The organism is Faecalimicrobium sp. JNUCC 81 (assembly GCF_053667625.1).
The window spans coordinates 3,220,849-3,242,464 of the sequence record NZ_CM132203.1; the positions used below are offsets into that span (position 1 = coordinate 3,220,849).

General features: G+C 26.2%; 15 protein-coding genes. 1 reads left to right on the forward strand and 14 read right to left on the reverse strand.

Annotated elements, in window-relative coordinates; all coding sequences use genetic code 11:
* Positions 1-54 precede the first annotated feature (54 nt).
* Both JNUCC81_RS15930 and JNUCC81_RS15935 read right to left on the reverse strand, forming a co-directional pair.
* The gene (locus tag JNUCC81_RS15930; RefSeq protein WP_454094362.1) at positions 55-1,701 is read right to left on the reverse strand and encodes an EAL domain-containing protein; all 1,647 of its coding nucleotides are present in this window, start codon (positions 1,699-1,701) and stop codon (positions 55-57) included.
* Between the two features lie 278 nt (positions 1,702-1,979).
* A complete protein-coding gene (locus JNUCC81_RS15935; protein ID WP_454094363.1) occupies positions 1,980-2,429 on the reverse strand; it encodes a GNAT family N-acetyltransferase in 450 nt (149 codons plus the stop codon).
* Positions 2,430-2,556: 127 nt separating this feature from the next.
* Between JNUCC81_RS15935 and JNUCC81_RS15940 the strand changes: the two genes are divergently transcribed.
* On the forward strand, positions 2,557-3,384 hold the full coding sequence (locus tag JNUCC81_RS15940) for a MerR family transcriptional regulator (protein WP_454094364.1): 828 nt from the start codon (positions 2,557-2,559) through the stop codon (positions 3,382-3,384).
* A 33-nt stretch (positions 3,385-3,417) separates the two neighbouring features.
* On the opposite strand, the gene hdhA is transcribed toward JNUCC81_RS15940, so the two are convergent.
* The 12 genes from hdhA to JNUCC81_RS16000 form a co-directional block, all read right to left on the reverse strand.
* Entirely contained in the window at positions 3,418-4,206 is a 789-nt protein-coding gene (gene hdhA, locus JNUCC81_RS15945; protein ID WP_454094365.1) for a 7alpha-hydroxysteroid dehydrogenase, read from the reverse strand.
* Positions 4,207-4,370: 164 nt separating this feature from the next.
* The gene (locus JNUCC81_RS15950) at positions 4,371-6,776 is read right to left on the reverse strand and encodes a PAS domain S-box protein (RefSeq protein ID WP_454094366.1); all 2,406 of its coding nucleotides are present in this window, start codon (positions 6,774-6,776) and stop codon (positions 4,371-4,373) included.
* A 139-nt stretch (positions 6,777-6,915) separates the two neighbouring features.
* Entirely contained in the window at positions 6,916-10,128 is a 3,213-nt protein-coding gene (locus tag JNUCC81_RS15955) for a ligand-binding sensor domain-containing protein (protein ID WP_454094367.1), read from the reverse strand.
* Between the two features lie 156 nt (positions 10,129-10,284).
* The gene (locus JNUCC81_RS15960; RefSeq protein WP_454094368.1) at positions 10,285-11,445 is read right to left on the reverse strand and encodes a SpoIIE family protein phosphatase; all 1,161 of its coding nucleotides are present in this window, start codon (positions 11,443-11,445) and stop codon (positions 10,285-10,287) included.
* Positions 11,445-13,157 carry a [Fe-Fe] hydrogenase large subunit C-terminal domain-containing protein gene (locus JNUCC81_RS15965; protein WP_454094369.1) on the reverse strand — a complete coding sequence of 571 codons (1,713 nt, stop codon included), beginning with the start codon at positions 13,155-13,157 and terminating at the stop codon, positions 11,445-11,447. The genes JNUCC81_RS15960 and JNUCC81_RS15965 overlap by 1 nt, the downstream gene beginning before the upstream one ends.
* Before the next feature lie 12 nt (positions 13,158-13,169).
* A complete protein-coding gene (locus JNUCC81_RS15970; RefSeq protein ID WP_208333210.1) occupies positions 13,170-13,415 on the reverse strand; it encodes a (2Fe-2S) ferredoxin domain-containing protein in 246 nt (81 codons plus the stop codon).
* Positions 13,416-13,520: 105 nt separating this feature from the next.
* Positions 13,521-13,844 (reverse strand): CGGC domain-containing protein, encoded by a 324-nt coding sequence (locus JNUCC81_RS15975; protein ID WP_454094370.1) that lies wholly within the window; start codon positions 13,842-13,844, stop codon positions 13,521-13,523.
* 117 nt (positions 13,845-13,961) lie between these two features.
* Entirely contained in the window at positions 13,962-16,580 is a 2,619-nt protein-coding gene (locus tag JNUCC81_RS15980) for a cation-translocating P-type ATPase (RefSeq protein ID WP_454094371.1), read from the reverse strand.
* 363 nt (positions 16,581-16,943) lie between these two features.
* Complete coding sequence (locus tag JNUCC81_RS15985) at positions 16,944-18,638, reverse strand: GHKL domain-containing protein (protein WP_454094372.1); 1,695 nt, start codon at positions 18,636-18,638, stop codon at positions 16,944-16,946.
* Between the two features lie 62 nt (positions 18,639-18,700).
* The gene (locus JNUCC81_RS15990; protein ID WP_208333207.1) at positions 18,701-19,405 is read right to left on the reverse strand and encodes a LytR/AlgR family response regulator transcription factor; all 705 of its coding nucleotides are present in this window, start codon (positions 19,403-19,405) and stop codon (positions 18,701-18,703) included.
* Between the two features lie 336 nt (positions 19,406-19,741).
* A complete protein-coding gene (locus JNUCC81_RS15995; RefSeq protein WP_454094373.1) occupies positions 19,742-19,936 on the reverse strand; it encodes an aspartyl-phosphate phosphatase Spo0E family protein in 195 nt (64 codons plus the stop codon).
* Positions 19,937-20,138: 202 nt separating this feature from the next.
* Complete coding sequence (locus JNUCC81_RS16000; protein WP_454094374.1) at positions 20,139-21,512, reverse strand: MATE family efflux transporter; 1,374 nt, start codon at positions 21,510-21,512, stop codon at positions 20,139-20,141.
* Between the last annotated feature and the right edge of the window lie 104 nt (positions 21,513-21,616).

Below are 21,616 nucleotides of genomic sequence, written 5' to 3' on the forward strand. Positions count from 1 at the left end.
TTATTGTTTAGATTTCAAATCATTATCATATGAAATAATTATAGATTTAATAATTTAACAACTTTTTATATTTATATTTTTTATTTCTTCAATACTTATTGGTTTAGAGTAAAAATATCCTTGAATAAAAAATTTATTATTTTCAATATTTTTTATTATTTCTCTCTGTAATAAATCTTCAACGCCTTCTGCAACTAAAGATTTATTTTTAATTATAGTTATATCTGAAATAAATTTCATTATACGTTGTCTGACTATTGATTCTGATATATCATCAACAAAATACTTGTCCAACTTTATTATATCAAAATCTAATTTTTCTAATATATCTAGATTTGAATATTCAACTCCAAAATCATCTATTGCAATCATAAATCCAAAATTCTTCAATGTTTGTATCGCCTTTTGTAACTTTTCTAAATTACTTATTCTAACACTCTCTACTATTTCTAGGCATATTGAGTTTTTCTCCATACGATATATATTTAATATTTCTTGTATCTTATATATAAAATCATCATTTTCAATTTCTTTGATTGTCAAATTCATTGATATATAAAATTTCTTATTATCTATATTATTATATTTTTTTATTTTATTATAATCTAATAATACTTGTTTTAGCACCCAAATAGACACTTCTGACAGCATGTCGTTTTTTTCTATCTCATCTATAAATTTATAAGGAGTTAGTATTCCTTCTTTAGGATGATTTAATCTTAATAATGCCTCAAATCCGACTATACTATCTTTTTTAGGATCAACTATAGGTTGATAATATAATAGATACTCTTTATTTCTTATTCTATTTCTAATACTAGACTTAATTTTATTTTTCTTTATTTTCGGGTACATACTTTTTATTACTAAAACACATGTAGATATAATCAATAAAAAAATAATACTAATTATAATAGTTATTTTTTTCTTATCCAGATTTGTAGCTTCATTAAAATAGTCTCTATATATTTTTTCTATATGTTTTTTTTCTAATACATCAATATAATCTATTCTATTATCTAATTCTTTAATAATACTTCCTTTGTGTTTATTTCCCGCTATATATACAGGACCTGCTGAAAATTCATATATATTCTTATACCCATCAAGATCATTATTTTCAGCACTACCTACTATTGCACCTACAGATTTGTTTTTTAATAGTTTTATACTATCTTTATCTGTATCTACCCATACAGGTATAATATTAATATCTTTATTTTCAAGAAACTCAAATATCCAATTTGAATTCATACCATTTTTAACAAGTCCAAACTTCAATCCCTCTAATTCATCTAGTTTACCATATCTTATATCTTTATTCGTATAAATCCTATAAGTCTCTATTTCTATATAATTATTTGTATATATAACCTTTTTCATTCTTTCATCTGTTCTATGTAAACCAAATAATAAATCTATCTCCCCATTTTCTAGTTTATTAACAGCCTCTGAAAAATCATATTTTATATATTTATATTTAATACCAGTCCCTTTAATTAACAAGTTTAATAAATCGTGGTAGTACCCATCTTCTTTTCCTTTTTTGTTCATAAAATAGTATGGCTTATTATCATAAAAACCTACTTTTAGTATTTCTTCGTTATTATTTATATCACTATCTGCATATGATTTTATATTTAATATACAAAACAATGAAAATAATATTAATATAAATCTAGCTTTAAATATTTTTTCCATATACTTTTCCCCTGATATTTACACTATTAATATTGATTTTTTATAATGTATATATATTTATAATTGCCTAAATAATAACAGTTTAAAGTTCTTATTTCAAGCATTTTGTATCAAATTGTATATTTTTGGTTGCGAATATTTTTTTTTGTATTATTTTCCATAATTTTAGCACTATTTTTTACATTTTTAAAATTTTAATTATAATAATTTTATTATTATAATTTTTCAACATAAAAGCTACATAAATATTTATGTAGCTTTTATGTTAGTATTAAATTTTATAATTTTTTAACCATTATTTTTTCCTCATTAATATCCAACTCTCCATTAAATTCAAATCCAAATTTTTTATATAAGTGTAACGCACCCGTATTATTCTCATATAAGCTTAGAAATATTTTATTACACTTATATTTGTTAGATAAATATTTTATTAAATTATCTAACATAATACTACCAAGACCTTCACCTTGATATTTTTTATCTATCAAAAATCTATCTAACCATACTCTTCCATCTTCCCCTTCTCTAGGAAAAAATCCATACATTGCAAATCCAACTAGCACACCATCAATATAAAGTCCTGCTGGCTCATAAAACTTACATTCATCTGCCTCTTTTAAGCATTCTTCAGTCGATTCAATATAAGAATTTTGATTTTCATTTATCCTTAATTTTAATATATCCTCTAAATTTTTATCATTTACTTTTTTAATCTCTATATCCATAATTTAGCCTCTCAAGTTGTTAATATTATAATATTTTATTAATTATTTATTGATTTATGATATCAATGTTGTTATGATATCATAATAGTATATACGGTTACCGTATAGTCAATAGAGGGAGTTATTTATGAATAAAAATTTGGATAAATATTTTACCACTGGAGAATTTGCAAAACTATGTAATGTAAAAAAACAAACGCTTTTTCATTATGATAATATAGGAATTTTCTGTCCTGAAATAAAAGATGAAAATGGGTATAGGTACTATTCTTATCAACAATTTGAGATTTTCAGTGTTATTACAATTTTAAAGGAAATTAATATGCCTTTAAAAGAAATTAAATCTTATTTAGATAATAGAACACCAAGCTCCTTAATTAATCTTTTTAAAAACAAAATAAAGGAAGTAGATAAAGAAATCGAGAATTTAAATAAAATTCGTACATTAATGGAAACTAAAATTGATATCACAGAAAAAGCTTGTAATGTTAATCACTCTAAAATAAATTTAAAAATACAAGATGAAGAGTATTTAATCCTTAGCAATCCTATTGATAATACCAGTGATAAAGGATTTTTTAAGGCTGTGTCAGACCATATGGACTACTGTATTTGTAATAATTTGAATATTGGTTACTCTATAGGAGCAATTATTAATAAAGATAATATTTTAAAGGGTAATCATAATGGCTATTCTTACTTATATACAAAAGTAGATGATCTACAATCTAGTCCTTTTATTTACATTAAACCTAAAGGCTTGTATTTAGTCGCTTATCATCAAGGTAGCTACGAAAATATAAAAGAAACTTATGATAAAATATTGCTATTTATAGATGAAAATAATCTAACTTTAGGTGATTACTCTTATGAAGAGTATATTTTAGATGAAGTCTCAGTTAAAGGTTATGAAAATTACCTAACTCAGATATTAGTTGAAGTAAAAAATATATAAAAAAGACACTGATAGTTATCAGTGTCTTTTTTATTATCTATTTGTATATTCTGAGTATTGAGGTGTTGGCATTGAATATCCGCCAGCTACCTCTAAAATATCTCCAGTTATAAATGATGAATCATCACTAGCATAAAATAACACAGCCTTTGCTATATCTTCAGGTCTACCCATACGATTTAATGGTACGTGTCTTAAGAATGAATCTATAAACTCGTCAGACATATTGTCAATAGCTGCTTTAGTTGCTATAAGACCTGGTAGTACCGCATTACATCTAATATTATCTCTAGCATATTGAGTTGCTATATTTTTAGTTAATGAATTTACTGCAGATTTTGAAACACAGTATGCTATTCTTGATAAATCTGGAACTACAGATCCTATACTAGAAATATTTACAATACTTCCGCCTCCATTTTTTATCATATATGGAACAGCTACCTTACATGGTAAATATACACTTTGAAGGTTATCCTTAACTATATTGAAAAATTCATCAGTATCACCATCTACAAGATTTTTATCAAGAGCTACATTAGTTCCTCCATAGTTATTCACTAAGATATCAATTCTTCCTTCATTTTTAACTACTTCTTCTATCATTAAAGTGTAAGTTTCCTCTTCTCTAGCATTAAAGTATACAAATTTTGCTTCTCCACCTTTTAAAGCAATATTAGATATAACCTCATTTGCTAAATCCTTAGATCTAGCTGCTATATAAACTAATGCTCCATTTTCAGCTAAAATTTCTGCTGATGCTAATCCTATCCCCTTTGTTGATGATGTTACTACTGCAACTTTGCCTTGTAACTTCTTCATTGTCAATGCCTCCAGTATTTTTGTCTTAAACCATATTTTTACATTTTACCATTTAAAAATAGTACTAAATTCTAATATTTAGTACTATTTTTAATAAATTTATATTTTATTTATACCATTTTTAATCTATATATAAACTACAATATTTTATTATAAATTTTTTATTAAGAATATATATCTGAAAACTCTATATTACATTTTTCAATTCTAAGCTCTTCATAGTTATCTTTATTTATATTTTCATTTTTTTCTTCTACAGTTTTTATCGGAATTTCAAATGTAAATTCAGTTCCTTCTCCTATATTACTTTTTACATATATATCACCATCATGCATATTTATCAGTGACTTAACTAATGATAATCCAATACCACTACCTTCACATCTTCTTGTTAATGCATTGTTTGCTTGTCCAAACCTCTCAAAAATAAAATCTAACTTTTCTTCAGATATACCTACCCCATTGTCCTTTATAGACACAGTTATCTTTTTAGCAACTTGATTTAAGTCTACCATAATTTTACCATGCTCATCTGTATATTTAATAGCATTAGATAAGATATTAAGCATAATTCTTTCTATTTTATCTGGATCACAAGCTATAACAGACTCTTCAACATTAGTATCAAATATTATATCTATACCTTTATTTTCAACATATTGGGTTACAGACATTGTTATATCTTCTACTATTTTTACAATATCATAATTTTTAAGATTTATTTCATAATATCCAGTATCTATTCTACTCATATCAATTAAATTATTCACAAGCCTTAATAGTCTATATGAATTTTGCTTTATTGAATTAATATAATTTAATAAATTTGTATCATCATTACAATATATAGAACCTTGATTTACTTTTCTATTTAATAACTGCATAGTCCCAAGAATTATATTAATAGGAGTTTTAAATTCATGAGATATATTAGCAAAAAATTCATTTTTTACACTCTCTAATTCAACTGCTTCTTGTAATGCTTTTTTTTCTTCCTTTATCTTTTTTTCTTCCGTAATATCCCTAGCAGTCATAGCGTATGAGTCTTCATCCTTTAAATACATAGCATTAACATATAGCCATCTGTATTCACCATTTTTACATAAATATCGTCTTTGCCCACGCATTGTACTTTTATTATTTTTAAGTTCAATCCAAATATCATCAAAACTCTCTTTATCTTCAGGATGGATAATTTCATTCCAATTCATTGATAATAGCTCTTCACTACTCCATCCAAGAATTTTAGTCCATGACATACTTACCTTTTTTATATGTCCTTTGCTATCTATAATTCCTACAATATCAGCTGCCGTTTCTAAAAAAACCTCTAATTTATGTTCAGTTTCTTTTCTTTTATCAAATTCTACTTTGACTTCTTGAGACAATGTAAAGTTTTTAATTATTACAGCAATTTGCATACAAATTATTTTTATAGTACTATCTAAGTCATGTTTAGGAGTATTTCCCTTTTTATAGCTAAAACTTAGCATTCCAATAAGCTCATTATTAAGAGAAATACTATAACTTCCTATATATTCTATATCTTCTTCTGCAGATGGATCTATAGTTATAATATTTTCTGCATACTTAATACCTTTAATTCCCTCATTATCTTTTTTTTCTAAAATTTCTAAAGCTTTACTCCTCGATAAATTTATAAAGCAATCTTTTGGAATGCTTTTTTTTGCATAATCAATTCTGACTTTAGGCTCTAATATTTCTTTATCAGCATTATATAACATTATAGATATTCCATCGGATCCTATATGTTCTAATACATTTTTGCATATCTGTTCTAGTAATTCATACAAATCAATTTCTTTATCACTATTTATTAGATTATTTAATGTAGCTATCTCAGCATAATTATCTGCAATTTTATCTTTTAAATTTCTTTCTGCTGTAATACTTTTTCCGACTCCAAGTATATACTTCAAATTACCGTTTTCATCAGCTACAGGATATTTAAATTTTTCAAACCATTCTTCTTTTCCGTTACATGTAAATTTTTCTTCATAAGATTTAGCTCTATTGCTATTTATTATTTCTTTATCTATTTTTATATATTTTGTTGCATTTTCTAGACACCATATATCTTTATCATACTTACCTAAAATTTCCGATTTGCTTTTGTGTATACTATCTTCATAAGCTTTATTTACATACAAATATTTTCCATTTACATCCTTAATCCAAGCAGTGAATGGAGATTTATCTAGTAGTATTTCTAAATCATCTATTGAATAGCATCTTTCGCATATTTCCTTACCTATAATAAAAATCAAATTTTCGTTATTGTATATGTCTTCAATTATTTCACAAGTCATGTACATTACTTTATTAGACTTTGAGTGTAAGTTCAAATCTATTTTCCCTTTATTTTTATATTTTAATAACTCTGTTAAAGAATTTCTGTCATTGGATAATATACTGGATACATTTAAATTTTGTATTTCCCTTTCATCATATTGCAATTTTAGTAATAATTTATCATTACAATATTTTATATATCCATTTTCATCCATTACCAAAATGTGTTCATCTAACTTATTAAAAAACAGCCTCATTAATTAATTTCCCCTCTATTTAAATGTGTGTATATTTTAATTATATATTAATATTACGTAATAAAAAATAATTTTCAATGAGTTACTATAAAAATAAAAGCTTACATTTAATAAATGCAAGCTTTTTTGTTATTTATTATTAAATTTTTTCTATGGTAGTTGGAAGTATAATTACAAACTCACTACCTTCATCTTTTTTACTTTTAACATATATTTCGCCTTTGTGAAGTTCTATTATATGCTTTGTTATAGTAAGTCCTAGACCGCTTCCTCCTTTTGTTTCAGAGTCTGGGTCAATAACTTGATTAAATCTATCAAATATAGATTTATGATATTTTTCATCTATTCCGATTCCAGTGTCCTTTACACTTATCTTTACTTTATCATCTAGATCAGTTATATTAACTTCTATTTTCCCACCTTCTGGTGTAAATTTGGCAGCATTACTAACTAAATTAACGATGCATCTATCTATTTCATCCTCATCACAAATTATATATTTTTCTTCTACGTCTGTGTCTATTATTAACTCAATTTCTCTAGATTCGATATATTCTTTTAGGCCTAGTGCAGCTTCTTCAACTATATATACAATATCATATTTATCTAAGTTAATTTTATAGTTTCCATGTTCAATTTTATTCGTGTCTATTATATTATTTATTAAATTTAATAACCTTTTTGAGTTTTTCTTCAATACGTCCATATAATGGGCTAATTTATCTTTACTTATTTCCTTTTCAGATTTATTAAGTTCTGTAATTAACTGTTCTATTGAATTAATTACATTCAAAGGAGTTCTAAGCTCATGAGATAAGTTTATAAAATAATTATTTTTATTTTTTTCAAGTTTTATAACTTGATTTAAAAGCTTATTATTTTTTTTCATTTCATCTCTTAATTGCTTAGTTCTTTTATCTACTAGTATATCTAATCTTTTTACTTTAGTTGTTGTTCTATAAACTATAATAATAATTATAAATATATATAACATTATAGCCGTTTGGCTTTGCCAAAATGGAGGATTTATTGTAAACTTTAGACTACTCTCTTTTCCCATAACACCATTTTGATTTCTAGCTTTTATTTTGAATGTATAATCTCCAGGGTCTAAATCTGAATATATAGCTTCATTATTATTTACTAAAATCCATTTATCATTTAATCCTTCCATCTTATATTGATATTGTATATTTTTATTATTTTTATAATCTGGTATAAAGTACTTTATTCTTACTGTATTTGAATCATAATCAAATTTATTATTATTTATATTTTTATATTCTTTACCTTGAACTTCAAAATCATCAAAAACAACATCTGGGCAGTACTCTAGATTTACAATTTCATCTGGATTAAATATATTTAGTCCACTAATTCCACCAAATAAGAATTCTCCATTTTTTCCTTTGTATGCTGCCTTACCATTAAACTCATTATTTTGTAAACCATCTACAATGCTTAGGTTTCTAAATTCCTTGGTGTTTACATCTAACTTTGATATACCATTATTTGTACTAACCCAAGGATTATTATTATTATCTAGTAAGACGCCATAAACTGTATTATTAGCTAATCCATCCTTTTGAGTATACGTAGTAAATTTTCCAGTAGTTTTATCAAGTTTATTTAATCCGTAATTAGTTCCTATCCATAAGTATCCATACTTATCTTCTACTATAGACCTTATAGTATTTATATTATTATTATTTCTTCCATTTTCTCCATCAGTATTTTTATAATTTTTTAATGGCTCACTAGTAGAGTTTGGATCTATTTTTATTAGTCCACCACCTATAAACGTACCTATCCAATAATTTCCATCCCTATCCTCATAAATTTCTTCAATATATATATCTTCTATTCCATAATCTTTAAGTATTGGAGTTAAGTCTGTTATACTGTCATCTTTCGTATTTAAAATATTAAGTCCATCAGGAGTTCCAATCCACAAATATCCTTTACTATCTAAAAGTAAACTTTTTATATTATCTCCTACTAGTCCATCTTTTTTTGTATATGACTTAACAGTCATATCTTTTTTATTTACTTTATTTAATCCTTCTCTACTACCTATCCAAATTATATTATTTTTACCTGTTATAACCTTTATTGAATTGCTATTTAAATCAAACTTACTATTTCCCTTATTGATATGTTTAATTTCATTTGATTTTCTATTTATTATATTTACACCATTATCTTTAGTACCAACCCATATTAAACCCTCTTCATCTTCATAAATTCCATGTATTACATTATCACTAAGAGAGTTTGTATTAAATGGGTCATTTTTATAGTGGCTTATTCTATGACTTGGATCAAATATACTTATCCCCGCGTAAGTCCCAACCCATATTAATCCACTTTTATCTTCTATAACCGTATATACAGTATTATTTATTAAACTATTAACATCATGTTGTTTATTTGTATATGTTATAAAGTTATCCTCTCTAGCTACATACTTAGCTAATCCCTTATCTGTTCCTATCCATATATCTCCCCTTTTATCTTGAAGCATATTTCTAGTATAATTTTCTGGTATTGATTTTTTATCTTTTTCATCATGTTTGTATATTTTTATTTCATTAGTTTTTATATTTATTCTATTTAATCCATAGCCTCTAGTTGACGCCCACATGTATCCATTCTTGTCACTAAGAAGTCCATATACATCATTTCCACTTATACCATTTTCATGTCCAGAATAGTATTTATCTATTTTTTTGCTATTTATATTAATCTTATTTAATCCATCTCTAGTGGCTATCCACACATTACCATCTACATCCATTTTCATATTAGATATATCTTGGCTAGTTATATCTCCATTTTCATCTAATATCCTTTTAAAACTATCGGTTTCTTCATCATAAATATTTATTCCATCAGATGTTCCGACTAATACTTCATTTTTTTCAGTTATTAAAATTGAACTCGTATAATAATGAGATAAATTTCCATTATCTTCACCATCGTAATAATTTTTTACATTACCGGTGTTAATGTTTATTTTACTTAACCCATAGCAAGTTGCGATCCATACGTTTCCCTTTTTATCTTCAGCTATATTTAATATATAATTATCAGATATACTTTCTTTACTATCATCATTTTTATAAACTTTCATATCGTAACCATTATATCTATTAAGCCCATCATTTGTTCCCAACCATATGTAGCCTTTGCTATCTTGAAGTATTGCTTGTACTGTAGACTGTGATAGACCATCTTCGATATTAATATTTTTGAAAGTTACGTTATCATATGCATATATACTATTTATTGAAATTGATGATATAAATAATATTGCAATGAGTACAATTTTGTACTTATTTATTTTTATCATTTTTTACTCCTTTTAGACAAATTCCCCTTGTTTTCTCTAAATAATTATACTATATTTAATAACTTATAACTATGCCATAGAATAATATTTATAGTTTTTACACTCTGTAAAAATATAAAGAGCCTAATAATTAAACTATTAGGCTCTTTATATTTTTTAATAATATTCAATTTCAACTATTTTTCCTAAATCTAGAAGTGTTTTTTTTAGTTTATTTAATACATATAATTTTATACTTAGTTCATTAGGAAAATCTGGATTTTGATGTGCAGGATTAATACTTCTTCCAATAAGCATTTTTATATGTGTACAATCCTCAAATAGTATTTTAGCAAGCTTAGATGCCCCATCTTCTTTATATATAAAATTTAAATCTGTTGCCACTTTAAGCTTTTCTAACTTTTCTGTTGCCCTTTTTATCGTTAATACACCTTCTGTAACAAGATCAATTCCTTTTATATATCCCATAGGAGGTACCTCTTTATCAATTACCTCAAAACTTACTTTTATATCTTCATCTAGTTCTCTAGCTACTATATTACCTGCTGTACCACCACAAACAATCTTTTTACCAATAGTATTCATAAGTACCTCTACTACTTCTTTATCCATATTAGGATCTATGGGGGGGCCTGAAAATAAAGTAGCTTTACTTGGTCTAATTACTTTTATCGTTGCTACCGTTGCATCATCTCCTGGCTTTTGTATATAAAGTTGATCACATGCTCCTAATAGCATATTAGTAATTGTCTTAGATGACATATCTTTGTTTGTATATTGTCTTAAATACTTATCTATATCTTCCCATTTCCATCCTAGATTTAGTACTATTCCTGCACCTGCATGAATAACCCCGTCACTTACAAATACAAGGACGTCCTTTTCTTCTAATTTAAATTTACTTTCTTTTATCTTTCTTCCATTTATTTCTGTAGTATTCCATTCCAATTTTTTTATATGTCTATCATTTAGAAAAAATATACTCGGATTGTCAAACTCGACCACATATGTCATTCCATCTTTGTCTATCTTTATAATTGTAAATGTAGAGTAAGCTAGTTTTCTAACAGAACATACTGGTAATGTATGAATGATTGTATCTACTACATCCTCAATTGGTAAACCTTCTTTTAACATAGTAATAGCTATTTTTGATGTTAATGTTGCTAATATATTTGCCTTAACTCCACTTCCTAATCCATCAGATAATACTGCAATAAAACTATCTTCCCCATTATAAAACTCAACCTTATCTCCACATAACTCTTCTCCATACTTATTTAAACTACCACTTGAAAAATCTACAAAGAATTCCATTATATATTTCCCTCTTCCTCCTGAATAAGATTTTTAAGCTGAGTTAAAGTAACTTTAGTTTCAGCTGTTGTCTCACCTAAAAGGCTTGCAATTTCTTGCGCTACAGTCATTTGTTTATTAATAACCTTTTGGGCCATATTAATAGCATCTATTTTCATATTTTGAATTTTCTTTTCCATATATTCATTTCTAGTAATATCGTCTGCAATCCATATCATAAGCTGACTATGTTCTACCCAAATTATACTTTGTATAATTGTTGAATCGTATTGTTTAAGAGTCACTTTTTCTTTATATATATTTTTATTATTTTTTTTCACACTATAAAATCTTTCTTCTTCCAAAAACATCAATATTGGCAGGCCTTTTACTACTTCTCTTTCCATATTAAAAAATTTTCTAGCTGCATGATTTAACTGAATAATGTCTAAATCCTTATTAGTTATTACTATCATATTAGGTGTTGTATCAAAAATTATATTTGTTATATTTTCTGATTTTTCTCTCATAAATGGCATACACATGTTTATTTCTGCCATGTTATTGTATACTGCTACTGCCTTTTCTCTGCAAGTTTTATATCCGCAGCTTCCACAATTTAATTCATCACTTTTTTTATATTTTCCCATAGTATTAAGTATTTCTATTACTTCTTTTTCACTCGGAATTTTAAGTGGTATATTTAATGATTGAAACTCTTTATGTACGCATATATTTGGTAAATATCTATCTTCTTCATTTGGTTCTTCTTCATTTTTAATTAATAAATTATTTGCATATCTATTAAGCTTTTCTTTACGTTCATAACAACTTATACCATCTTCAGGCATTCCAGATCCACCTATGCAGCTATGCCTACAACAACTCATTTCAAATAGTGTATTTTTGAATTTACCACTTTTTATGGACTCTAAAACTTGAATACATTGTTCTATTCCATCTACTGGTATAATATTTTTTTCAGTATTTTGATTACTAATGTCTTTAATTGGTTGACCTACTATTGGAAATAATCGTTTGTGAAGTGATATATTATTAAATATACTTTCTTCTAAATCATTTAATTTCATATTTTCTTCTTTAATCCATTTTTTTAACTCTTCAAATGTAAGCACTGCGTCTATAGATTCATCATCATAGGCTTCTACCTTTTTAGCTAAGCATGGTCCTATAAAAACTACCTTTGCATCTTTACCATACTTTTCTTTTAGTATTTTACCATGACATATAAATGGGGATACAACTGGTATTAAATTGTTTATAATTTCTGGATAGTGTTTTTGAATAAGATTATTTACTGATGGGCAAAAACTTGTTATATAAGTATTTTCTTCGTCTTTATTTGCATATATATTATATTCTTTTATTATAGGATCTACAGCTGATATTGTTTCTTCTACATAATCAAATCCTAATTTTTTAAGTGCATTAGGTATTTTTAAACTATGCTCCCCAAATATGGATATAAAACTAGGAGCAATAGATGCTACCACTTTTTCTTCACTTTTTAAGAAATGTTTTACTATACTTTTTTCCGATCTAATCCCTTTGGTATTTTGTGGACATGCCTTTGAGCACCTTCCACATACAATACATCTTTCTTTAATAATTCTTGCTTTTTCATCTTTAACTCTAATTGCATTTACAGGACATACTCTTACACAGGCATAGCAATTCTTGCAATTTGTTTTAGAAAAATTTACAAACCACAAATAAATCCCCCCTTAAATATATGGAATTATGTTTTTTTCAAATATATCTTTTGCATTTTCTTGACATACAGATAAAACTTCTCCATCCCATCTCATAACCGAAACTGCTTGCGTACATTTTCCAAGACAAAATGATGCAAGCAGTTCAACTTCATCTTCAAGATTATACTCACTAATTAAGTTTTTAAATATTTCTATTACTTCTTCTGAACCTTTTATGTGACATGCACTCCCTATACATATCTTTATAGATTTCATTATAGATACCCTCTCATCCTTATAATAAATACTTCTATTATTTTTATTTATTTTATATTTAATTTATGATAAGTAAACCACAAAACAATACGATTTACTTATATTTTAGTGACTTCCATGAACTATTTTAAATCCTTCTTTAGATAACATATCTTCATGTTTTTCATAATGTTTGCATTCTACTTTAATGCAATAAGCCAAGTGAATTACTTCTACGTTATTATTTTTAAGTTGATTAATTTTGTGACTCCAGTCCTCATCTTGTGTGATTGCTTCATTACATCCAGCGCAGTAGAAGAAACTACTAAGTTCACAGTTTTCATCTTTATAAATTTCAAAAGCTTTTTCTGAATTATTATATGCTTTAAAACATCCTGAACCAGAGCATTTAGATACTAATTTTCTACAGGCCATTATCGCTATATTCATATTTATATCCCTTCTATTTTTTGTATTTTACTAATTATATATTATAATTATAACTTATATAAGAGCATAAAAAATAAGCAAAAGTAAAATACTTCTGCTTATTTTATTTATATATTATTATTTTGTTATTGACTTGCTTATTTCCATTGATAAACCTGCAACTATTGCTAAAGCAAAACATGTAACAGCACTTGTTAATTCAAATGATTGAGGAATAGCAAATATCTCTCTCATAAATGGTATTAATGTTACTGAAAACATTCCTAAACATATTACAACTGCACCTAATGCATATTTATTACTTGTAATTCCTAATTTAAATATAGTCTCACTATTAGATCTTGATGCAAATGTTTGTAGTATTCTAGATAAAGTAAGAGTCGCAAAAGCCATTGCTGTACCTAATTGTGGTGAATGCTTCATACCTATATACTGAGCTATTATTGTAACTATACCTATTATACTACCTCTAATTAATACAGTTTTTAATGTTCCTCCTGCTAATATACTCTCATTAGGGTCTCTAGGAGGATTATTCATAACACCTTTTTCTGGCTTTTCAAGTCCAAGAGCTATTGCTGGTAGAGAGTCTGTTACTAAGTTTATAAATAATAATTGTAATGTTGTGAATGGATTTGCCCAATCAGCCATTACTGCAAATAATATAGCTATTATCCCTCCTAAGTTACCTGAGAAAAGATATGTTATTGATTTTTTAATATTATTATAAACTGTTCTACCTACCTCAACAGCATTTACTATTGTTGAGAAGTTATCATCAAGTAGTACCATTGCTGATGCATCTTTTGCAACTTCAGTACCACTACCCATACCTATACCTATATCTGCTTGTTTTAAAGCTGGAGCATCATTTACTCCATCTCCTGTCATAGCACAAACTTTACCTTTTCTTTGCCATGCTTTTACTATTCTTATTTTATTTTCTGGTGAAACTCTAGCATATACTGATATTTTTTCTAATTTTTCATCTAGTTCTAAATCACTTAAAGCATCTAGCTCTTGACCTGTAAGTGCTAAGTCTCCATCTACCATAATACCTATATCTTTTGCTATTGCAGCTGCTGTTGTTTTATGGTCTCCTGTTATCATTACAGTTTTTATTCCTGAGTTTTTAGCTTCAGCTACTGCTTCATATACCTCTTCTCTTGGAGGGTCTATCATTGCCATAATACCTATAAGTGTTAAATCACATTCGTCTTTGATTGATGGTACAAAGTTTTCATCTTTTATATCTTTACTAGCAAATGCTAAGACTCTTAATGCTTTATTTGAAAACTCTTCATTTACACTTTTATATTTATTTATTATCTCTTCACTTATTGGAACTATTTCTCCATTATTTAATGCATGTTTACATCTACTAAATACAACGTCTGGTGCTCCTTTAGTAAACATAACCACTTCATTGTCTATCTTATTTATAGTAGACATAAGTTTTCTATCACTATCAAATGGTAATTCATTTAATCTACTGTATTTTTCTCTTAGTTTTTTATAATCTAAATTATTTTTATCTGCATAATTTATAAGCGCTACTTCTGTTGGATCTCCTATTTCTACACCTTCATTAGTTACATCTGAATCATTACATAGTATAGAAGCTAAAGATAAATCCCACTCTTGATTTGCCATATTATCTAGTGCTACTTCTTTACCAGATATATTTTCATCTAATACACCTTCTTTGATTCCATACATGTAAGAATTTACTACTGTCATTTTATTTTGAGTTAGTGTACCTGTTTTATCTGTACATATAACACTTGTTGAACCTAAAGTTTCAACTGCTGGTAATTTTCTTATTACAGCTTGCTTTTTTGCCATTATATTAGTTCCAACTGCTAAAACTATTGTAACTATTGAAGATAATGCTTCTGGTATAGCTGCTACCGCGATTGCTATTGCAAACATAAATGAATCGATTAACTGAGCACCCCTAAATACTTGAACTCCAAATATTATAGCTGCTAATATAACAATTCCTACTCCAAGCTTCTTACCAAAATCATCTAGTTTATGTTGAAGTGGAGTTTGTTTATTTTCAGCACTTTCTAGTAAATTAGCTATTTTACCAACTTCTGTTTTCATACCACATTCAGTTACTATATACGTAGCCCTTCCGTATACTACCATAGAACCACTAAATACCATATTTTTTTGATCGCCTAGCGGAACTTCTTTGTCTATTTTTTCTTCATGTTTAAGTACTGGTTCTGATTCTCCAGTTAACATACCTTCTACAACTTTAAAAGTTTGAGCTTCCATTATTCTACCATCTGTAGGTACATAATCTCCTGCTTCTAAAATAACTATGTCCCCTGGTACTAATTCTCTTGATGGTATTGTAATCTTTTTATTATTTCTCATTACCTTAGCATTTGGAACTGATAATTGCTTTAAACTTGCAAGTGATCCTTCAGCTTTTCTAGTTTGAACAACTCCCAATACTGAATTTAATATTAAAACTGTAAATATTATTGCTGACTCAAACCTTTCTCCTAAAAATACTTGAACCAAAGCTGCAATTAAAAGAATTATAACTAATGGATCCTTAAAACTATCTACAAATAGTTTCCACGTTGGTGTTTTTCCTTTTTCATCCAACTCATTATATCCATATTTCTCTAATCTAGTCTTTATTTCTGCTTCTGATAATCCACCTAAATTACTTCCAAGTTCATTTACTACATCTTTAAACTCTTTTTTGTAAAACATAATTATCCTCCAATTTTTCTATTATTATTTTCTCCAATTTTCTTATAATTATTTTAATTATAAATTTTTGAAAATAAAAAAGACCTCCAAAGTAGAATTTTTAATCTACTTAGAAGGTCTTGCTAACAAGCTTATGTACTCGCTAATCAACCGGGAATTATATCCGAAATGACGATTGATTATCACTTTTGTGAAAGCTACTCCCCTTCAAGGGAATCTTTATTTATTTGTATAAATATTATACACCTTTACTGAAATTCTCGCAATATATAATTATATTTATGACTAGTTTCAATAAGGTGTATATAATTTATATATGCTTTAATATATTTATACGTTACATATTTTTGTTTATGCATATTTTTATAAATATTTATTGCAATTTTTTTTGATAGGTATCATTATGACCATATGAAACTCTCTTGTTTTATCGTTATATTCCCAATCTAAGTTTCCAGAGTATTTTTTTATAGATTTATTAATATTTCTTATGCCATAACCATGAAGTTCAACCTCTTTTTTACTCGTAATAAACTTATTTAGTTTAAATATAGGACTATTATCACAACTATTTAAAAGATTTATAACAATAAAACTTTTATTGAAACAATGAATTTTTAATAAAATATCCTTAGATTCACTTTTTTTACAGCTATCAATAGCATTATCTAATAAGTTAGTTATTATAGTGCATACATCTTTGTCTTCTATAAAATCCATATTTATATTTTGTATCTCATGAGTAAAGTTTATATTATTTTCTTTCATTAGTAATACTTTCTCATTTATAATAATATCTACTAATCTATTTCCTGTTATGGTAGAATAGGATAACTGACTTATATCATTATTTATACTATCTACATATTCAACTACCTTTTTGGCGTCTAAATCTTTTGCTAATCCTTTAATACATATTAAGTGATTTTTTATGTCATGTATAATCTGTTTTGTTTGTTCATACTTATTTTCTACTATATTATAATGTTGTAATATTATTTTATTCTTTTGTTTATCAAGTTCTACTCGTCTTACTTTTTTTGAATTATAAATAGTAACTGCAAGTATTCCAGCTATAATAAAACATGATATAGCAGTTATTATAGTTATATTTATCTGATATATTACATCTTTTTCAAAAGATTTTATTTCCTTGTAAAATATGTCATTTATATTATCTATACTTGCTGATGTAGATATAATCCAATTATAATCTTTATATAATTTTGAATAAACGATATCTTTATCTTTTTTATTTTCATTTCTTTTTAAAGAAACATCATAAGGTGAATTATAGTAAATCTTATAAAATGATTCTCCATCTTTTTTTATTCCATCTAATTCTTGTTTAAATATTAAATTACCACCATGATCTTCATCATTTGTTGATCTATACTTACCTTCTAGTTTTCTATTGTCTGGATGTACAATATTTTTTGCATAATTGTTTCCTCCCTCATAACTTACTATTTCTTTTATCCATATATATTTATTATCCTTCAATTCTGTGTTTCTTATTTTTCTTTCTATTATAGTTTTTGTTTTTTTCTCAAAATTTTCTTTTGATATTCCTGCTATTAGTATTTGTTTAGAATTATTTAATTCTTTATCTATATAAAATTCGTAGTTTTTTAAATAATTTTCTAAATCTTCACTGCTATTTATAGATTTTTCATTTATACGAGTATTTTTAGAATAAACTACTTTTGATTGTTCTTTGTCCCAAACAAATGATTCTATAATAGATAATCCTTTAATATAGTCTTTTAAATCTTCTTCTGACAATACATCTACTATTTTCTCTAAAGCTTTAATAGACTTTTTAGCCTCAATATATATATATTCTCGCTCAATATCTATTTCATTTATAGTATTATCTATGATTTCCTTTATAGTTTCTTTTTTAGATTCTTCAACTATTCTATATATTTCATTTATACTGCTAACATGAATTTTATTTATTCTTAAAATATAACTCGTTGAAAGCATAACTATAAAAACTATACAAAATGCCATAACAAACATATATGATGTACTTCCGAGTATTTTTTTTTTCATATAGTATTTAATCACTCCATTTTAAAACAAAAAGTCACCTATACAAGGTGACTTTTTGTAATCTATATTTGACCTATATATTTTATAAATCTAGTTTTAAAATCTTTATATTTCCTCTGTGAAACATAGATTGTTTCTCCGTCTATTAATGTTACTTTTTCTTTAGATATACCCGTCACATAGTTCATATTCACTAAATAACTACTATGAGGATTTGCAAATCCATATGGATATAGTTTCTTATTCCAATACCTCAAGGTCTGATTACTAGTATATACCCCCGAAGTTGTATTTATATGCACTTTCCGATGCAATATTTCTAAATATCTTATATTTTGAATTGATATAGTTTTTAAATCTCCATCACTAGTAATAGTTATAAAGGCTTTTGTTTTATTAACCGCATTAATTATATTGTTTATTTCTTCATAAAATTTATCTTCATCTATTGGCTTTACTATGTATCTAAAAGCATTTACATTATACCCCTCTGGCCAATATTTTTCTATTGCCGTTACAAACATCAGTTTAATATTTTCATTGGTTTTTCTAATTATTTTAGCAACTTCTATCCCATTAATTTGATCCATCTTTATATCTAAAACTATAATATCATATTGATCATATCCATTTTCTATCAATAATTCTCCAGATGAAAATTTATCTATATTAAATACTACCTTTTCAATCTCTTCGTATTTTCTAAATAGACGTTCTAATTGATTTGCTTGAATTATTTCATCTTCGCAAATTGCTATATTGTACATATCTCCCCACCAACCAAAGTTCAATTTTATACTTCTGTAATTACATATGCTTTACATTTCCCCAATAAATGTAAAGCATATGTAATTACAGAAATAGAATTCACTAACACATTAGTGAATTCTATTTCTACGAATATTTATAATTATTAATTTATACTATACTTCCCCATTTAGAGTTATTTTATAATACATATTAAGCCTTTAAGTAAATATTATAATAAAACCCATTATTATAATAATAATTTTTTTAATATAAATAATCAATACACTTTACAAAAACGATTATTTTTTTTGATAAATCGACCATTAGTGATATTTAAATTAAATCATATCTTGTTAGCTATTAGAAGTTTCCATTTTATTTTTTCTATATAAATCATCGCGCTCTATTTGCATGTACTCTATAATTAATTCATCTAGTTCTTGACTTATCCCAACTATATTATTATGTGTTAATTTAGCTAAATCATATTGTTCTATCTCGAATTCTAGTTTAGCTTTTAACTTTTTTATATCATCCATAATCGACATATAAAACATTATCCCCCTTATAATTTCAATTAAATTCAATAATGTACTAATAAAATTTATAATTTTTTATACTATTTTTCAATTAGCTTTGTAAAATTGATTAGTTTTTGCGACAATACGATAAATTTTATGTACTTTTTATAAGATAAAAAAGAGTATCCCTCAATAATTTAATTATTAAGGGATACTCTTTTTTATATTTCTATATATCTTGTTGACCTTCAAGATTAGAATTTAATGTCTTTTTATAAAATATCATAAAACAAATTAGAGTAGTTGTTGCTGCTAAAATATCAGAGATTGGCTCAGCTAATAGTACTGCTTGGAACCCATTTTCTAATATAGCTGGAAGTATAAATATTAACGGTACTAATAATACAACCTTTCTTAATAATGCTAATAGTAAAGAAATTTTCGCTTCCCCTAATGCTAAGAATGTTTGTTGACAAGCTATCTGAGCCCCAAATATTGCCATACCTGGGAAGTATATTCTCATCGCCCATGATGTTATTTCAACAAGCTCTGGTTTATTATTAAATATTCCTACAAATACAGATGGGAACAGCATTATTAATGTAACCATTGTAACTGTGTAAATTAAGCAACTTATTATTAATAACTTAAATGCTTTTTTAACTCTATCTAAATTTTTAGCTCCGTAGTTGTAACTTATAATTGGCTGTGCACCTTGGGTAAGACCCATAAGTGGCAATGTAATTATTTGCATTATACTACTCATTATAGTCATAGCACCAATAGCTAAGTCTCCACCAAATTTTGATAATTGATTATTTAAACTAATTAATACTAAACTTTCTGTACTTTGCATAATAAAAGGTGCTATACCTAAAGCCAATACAGGTAATATTACCTTCTTACTTGGTAATAAATATTTTTTTCTAATTTTTAGAGTACTTTTCTTTCCAAGTAAAAATTTTAATACCCAAATTGCAGAAACTGCTTGGGCTATTATAGTAGCAAGCGCTGCACCTTTAACTCCCATTCCAAATCCAAATATGAATATAGGGTCAAGAATTATATTTATTAAAGCACCTATAGATACCGTAAACATTCCTATTTTTGTAAATCCTTGAGTATTAATAAATGGATTCATACCTACAGATATTAGTGCAAATATAGTACCTATTATATATATTGTTAAATAATCCATAGAATATCCTATAGTAGCTTCACTTGCACCGAATGCCCAAAGTATTTGTTCTTTAAAAACTATAAATATTGTCGTTAAAATTAATGATAGTACAATAAGGGTAGAGAAACTATTACTCATTATTTTTTCAGCTTCATCATTATCTTTTTCTCCCATTTTAATTGCTACTAATGGAGCTCCACCACTACCAATTAATGCACTAAATGCAGAAACTAGCATTATTATAGGCATTGCCACTCCAATACCTGCCATTGCCAATTCTCCATTTGGCATTCTACCTATAAATATTCTATCTATTATGTTATATAGTAGGTTTACCATTTGTGCAACTATTGTTGGAACAGCTAAATTTAAAAGTAATTTACCAATGCTACCACTTCCTAGTGCAACATTTTTATTATCCATTTTTACATTCTCCTCTTCTTAAATATTAATTCGTATAAAGCTAATAAATTATATTTTCACTTCCTTGAATTCTTATTATTCTATTATGATATAATAAGATATAG

Bases quoted from the DNA above. Each gene is read 5' to 3' on its own strand.
- JNUCC81_RS15980 (WP_454094371.1), bottom strand. From the start codon at position 16,580: ATGTTTTACAAAAAAGAGTTTAAAGATGTAGTAAATGAACTTGGAAGT.
- JNUCC81_RS15930 (WP_454094362.1), bottom strand. From the start codon at position 1,701: ATGGAAAAAATATTTAAAGCTAGATTTATATTAATATTATTTTCATTG.
- JNUCC81_RS15995 (WP_454094373.1), bottom strand. From the start codon at position 19,936: ATGTCGATTATGGATGATATAAAAAAGTTAAAAGCTAAACTAGAATTC.
- JNUCC81_RS15970 (WP_208333210.1), bottom strand. From the start codon at position 13,415: ATGAAATCTATAAAGATATGTATAGGGAGTGCATGTCACATAAAAGGT.
- hdhA (WP_454094365.1), bottom strand. From the start codon at position 4,206: ATGAAGAAGTTACAAGGCAAAGTTGCAGTAGTAACATCATCAACAAAG.
- JNUCC81_RS15950 (WP_454094366.1), bottom strand. From the start codon at position 6,776: ATGAGGCTGTTTTTTAATAAGTTAGATGAACACATTTTGGTAATGGAT.
- JNUCC81_RS15975 (WP_454094370.1), bottom strand. From the start codon at position 13,844: ATGAATATAGCGATAATGGCCTGTAGAAAATTAGTATCTAAATGCTCT.
- JNUCC81_RS15960 (WP_454094368.1), bottom strand. From the start codon at position 11,445: ATGGAATTCTTTGTAGATTTTTCAAGTGGTAGTTTAAATAAGTATGGA.
- JNUCC81_RS15935 (WP_454094363.1), bottom strand. From the start codon at position 2,429: ATGGATATAGAGATTAAAAAAGTAAATGATAAAAATTTAGAGGATATA.
- JNUCC81_RS15940 (WP_454094364.1), top strand. From the start codon at position 2,557: ATGAATAAAAATTTGGATAAATATTTTACCACTGGAGAATTTGCAAAA.
- JNUCC81_RS15985 (WP_454094372.1), bottom strand. From the start codon at position 18,638: ATGAAAAAAAAAATACTCGGAAGTACATCATATATGTTTGTTATGGCA.
- JNUCC81_RS15990 (WP_208333207.1), bottom strand. From the start codon at position 19,405: ATGTACAATATAGCAATTTGCGAAGATGAAATAATTCAAGCAAATCAA.
- JNUCC81_RS15955 (WP_454094367.1), bottom strand. From the start codon at position 10,128: ATGATAAAAATAAATAAGTACAAAATTGTACTCATTGCAATATTATTT.
- JNUCC81_RS16000 (WP_454094374.1), bottom strand. From the start codon at position 21,512: ATGGATAATAAAAATGTTGCACTAGGAAGTGGTAGCATTGGTAAATTA.